The organism is Coleofasciculus sp. (assembly GCF_046539235.1).
Lineage (GTDB): Bacteria > Cyanobacteriota > Cyanobacteriia > Cyanobacteriales > Coleofasciculaceae > Coleofasciculus.
The window spans coordinates 1-3585 of the sequence record NZ_JBKHHI010000554.1 but is presented as its reverse complement, the minus strand read 5'-3'; the positions used below and the strand labels follow the sequence as shown (position 1 = coordinate 3585).

At 46.0% G+C, this 3585-nt stretch carries 3 protein-coding genes; 1 reads left to right on the top strand and 2 read right to left on the bottom strand.

Annotated elements, in window-relative coordinates; all coding sequences use genetic code 11:
- Positions 1-509: 509 nt before the first annotated feature.
- Positions 510-1397: a metal ABC transporter permease gene (locus ACLFWI_RS28430; protein WP_446337936.1), complete on the bottom strand. Its 888-nt coding sequence runs from the start codon at positions 1395-1397 to the stop codon at positions 510-512.
- A 124-nt stretch (positions 1398-1521) separates the two neighbouring features.
- Complete coding sequence (locus ACLFWI_RS28425; protein WP_446415722.1) at positions 1522-2313, bottom strand: metal ABC transporter ATP-binding protein; 792 nt, start codon at positions 2311-2313, stop codon at positions 1522-1524.
- Between the two features lie 93 nt (positions 2314-2406).
- Here ACLFWI_RS28425 and ACLFWI_RS28420 point away from each other — a divergent pair, with 93 nt between their 5' ends.
- Positions 2407-3522, top strand: a complete 1116-nt coding sequence (locus ACLFWI_RS28420; protein WP_446415721.1) for a metal ABC transporter substrate-binding protein — start codon at positions 2407-2409, stop codon at positions 3520-3522.
- Positions 3523-3585 lie beyond the last annotated feature (63 nt).

The window sequence follows — 3585 nt, the reverse complement described above, 5'->3', positions numbered from 1 at the left end:
GCGGCGACCATCTGTACTACCCCCTCAATCGCATCAGCGACAGGCTGAAACTGCTTGGCGTCAAAGCTGACATCCTCTCGCCCTGTCGTTGTCACCTCAAATTTCGCGATCGCTCCATTGGGAAGCTCAACTGGAACGGTGTCACGGCGGGATTCGGCAAAGGTCATTTCATTCTCCTCAATGGGAAATGTAAGGGCTAAAGTTCCCTGACTACAAACTTGTTATCCCTATCTTAATCTTAAGATGAATGGCACGCTCCTCCTAATCTGGTGGGCAATGCCCACCCTACGGTATGTGGGAGATAAGCTGTCATGTATTTAAATTGGGAATGGGTAGTAAGTCTTTGAACCCGTTTTAACGGGTTTAAGCTTTTAGCCCCAACTTTAGTTGAGGGCTGATACTTTTGAGCAGGCGATTGAAATCGCTGCTACACAAACATAGGCGAAGCCTTCCCGAAGGGTAGTCCGCCTGCGCGGACTGGGTTATCTATAACTGGAGCGTGACTCATTTCATCGCCATAATCCCTTAATTTCTCGCCAAATCTGTGACTGATTAGATTGAACTCTCGGATGAGTCAAAACCCCCTGACTGGGACTAAATAAAAACGCCAGCATAAAAAATCCAAATGTGACTAATACAATAGCCGGACCCGATGGTAAGTTGAAAAAATAGCTCAAATACATCCCACTAATACTGGCAACGACGCCAATTCCTGACCCTAACAGCATCATCTGGTGCAACCTTGTCACCAATAAATAAGCCGTCGCCCCTGGGGTAATTAGCATGGCTAAGACTAAAATCACGCCAACCGCTTTGAGACTGGCAACGATGGTTAGGGCGATTAAAATCATTAAGCCAAAGTTGAGCAAGTTTGTGGGTAATCCTGCTGCTTTTGCGCCTACGGGGTCAAAGGTATAGAACATCAATTCTTTATACAGCAATAAAACAATGGCGAGGACAATGGCGGTAATAATAGCTGTATTTATTACTTCCTCCCCAGTCACGCTGAGAATATTGCCAAATAAAAAGTGATTTAGGTCAATCTTATTGTCTTTTTGAATAACTGTAATTAAGGTAATACCAAGGGCAAAGAAAGCGGAAAAAACAATCCCCATCGCCGCATCTTCTTTAATCTGCGATCGCGTTCTGATCCAGGTAATTACAATTGTACTGACAATACCCGCCAAAAACGCCCCCAGAAAGATATCCACGCCCACGATATAGGCGATCGCTAATCCCGGTAATACGGAATGACTAATCGCGTCACCGAGTAAGGCGAGGCGTTGTACCATCAGGTAGCTTCCCACTGAGGCGCAGACGATTCCCACTAAGACGGCTGTCATTAGCGATCGCTGCATAAAGCTGTATTGTAAGGGTTCAATTAAAAGGTCAAGCATTATTTGTCATTTGTCATTTGTCATTTGTCAAATTTCTCAAACGTTAGCCAGGGCGGGTTTTGTATAAATGTTAACAAAAACAATCAATTTTAATCCCTAAACCCGCCCCTACACAATTCAAACATTAAGCGGCGTCTGAGAAAAAGACGACTTGACCTCCATAGGCCCGTTGTAGGTTATTTGCCTGCATTACCTGTTGGCGGGAACCTGAGGCGATTAATTCCCGATTCAATAAAATTAAATCATCAAAATTGGTAATGGCTTCCCCTAAATCATGGTGAACCACTAACACGGTTTTCCCAGAATCGGCTAATTCGTGAAGAATCTCAAAAATAATGGCTTCGGTTTTTTTATCGATTCCCGCCATGGGTTCATCAAAACAGAAAATATCCGCTTCTTCGGCTAATGCTTTGGCGAGAAAAACGCGCTGCTGTTGTCCCCCGGATAATTGCCCGATGGGGCGATCGCGAAATTCACTCATACCTACCCGCGCTAACGACTGGGCGGCGATGCGTCGGGATACGGTGGAGAAACGCCGAAACCATCCTGTCTTGCGTATCCGCCCCATTAATACCACATCCCACACCGTTGCTGGGTATGTCCAATCAATCTGCGATCGCTGCGGTACATAGGTTATCCTATCTAACTGATCCATCATGGGTTTCCCCTGATACATCGCTGTACCACAGCTTGTCTGAACTAACCCTAGCATCGCTTTCATCAGCGTACTTTTTCCCGCACCATTGGGACCAATAATCCCCGTCAGTCGCCCCGGTTGAATCTGACAGGTGATATCCTTTAGCGCCTCCACAAAGCGATACTGTACGCTCAGGTGTCCAATCCTCAGTGGTTCCTGGCGGGTAATGGTGGGGCTTTGGGGGTTGTGGTTGTTGCTATTCAAGATAACCGTTGACATGATTAAACCTGGCAGACTCCATAAAATGAAACAAATATGAAAATATTGTATCCTCAAAAATGAAAACAATATGAAAACCACTATATAAACTTGATGAATGGAATGACTCACTCGCAGGGTAGAACTCAGTTACAGGGGTGTACAGGTGTAGGGGCGGGTTTGACTGATAACGTTATCCCCTTGTACAGACGCGCCATGGCGCGTCTCTACACTAAACCCGCCCTGCTTGGGGGGAAGGGTAGAATTAATTTCCCGAAAATTTCCCGATGGAAGGTTCTAGCTGGGGTGATGCTGGGACTTTGGCTGAGTGGCTGTGAGGCGACAAATCCGAATCTTTCAGGAACCGATGCAGAGGACAAACCCAACGTTGTCGCCACCAGTACCATTATTGCCGACTTGACAGAACAAGTTGGAGGAGATGAGATCGAGTTAACCGGAATCCTGGAACCCGGTGCTGATCCTCACGTTTATGAACCCGTACCTGCTGATACTATTGCCTTAGAACAAGCCGATTTGATTCTCTACAACGGGTATAACTTAGAACCCGCACTGATTAAACTGATGCAATCAGCCGGGGTAAATGCTAAAACCTTTGCCGTTGGCGAAGTTGTCACCTCCTTAGACTTTGAATATCAGGGAGAAACCGAACCTGATCCTCATGTTTGGGGAGATGCAGAGCATGGGATTAAAATGGTGAATGCCATACGCGATCGCTTAATTGAACTGTCACCGGAAGACGAAGACGAATTTACCGCCAACGCCGCCCAACTTACGGCTGAATTAGAACAAGTAGATACCTGGATTACTCAGCAAATTCAAACCATCCCCGCCAATCAGCGTAAACTCGTCACCACCCATGACGCCTTTCAATATTATGCTCAAGCCTATGGATTAGAAGTGATTGGCACACTAATTGGAATTAGCACCGAAGAACAACCCAGCGCCCAAACTGTAAAAACCCTATCTGATGCAATAAAAGAAGCAGGGGTTCCCGCTATTTTTGCCGAAACCACGATTAACCCCGCCCTGATTAAAACGGTTGCAGAAGAAGCGGGAGTCAAATTATCACCATCCGAACTTTATTCTGATTCCCTCGGCGCACCCGGAAGTGAAGCGGATACTTATGTCAAAATGCTTATTACCAATACTCGCACCATTGTAGAAGCCTTGGGAGGCGATTATCAAGCTTTTTTAAATGGGGGCAATTAATGTTAACGGTGGAGATCGTCATTTATGTAGAGACGTTGCATGCAACGTCTCTACAATAGTGCT

Coding starts and splice junctions, on each gene's coding strand:
- ACLFWI_RS28430 (WP_446337936.1), bottom strand. CDS start 1,397: ATGCTTGACCTTTTAATTGAACCCTTACAATACAGCTTTATGCAGCGA.
- ACLFWI_RS28420 (WP_446415721.1), top strand. CDS start 2,407: ATGAATGGAATGACTCACTCGCAGGGTAGAACTCAGTTACAGGGGTGT.
- ACLFWI_RS28425 (WP_446415722.1), bottom strand. CDS start 2,313: ATGTCAACGGTTATCTTGAATAGCAACAACCACAACCCCCAAAGCCCC.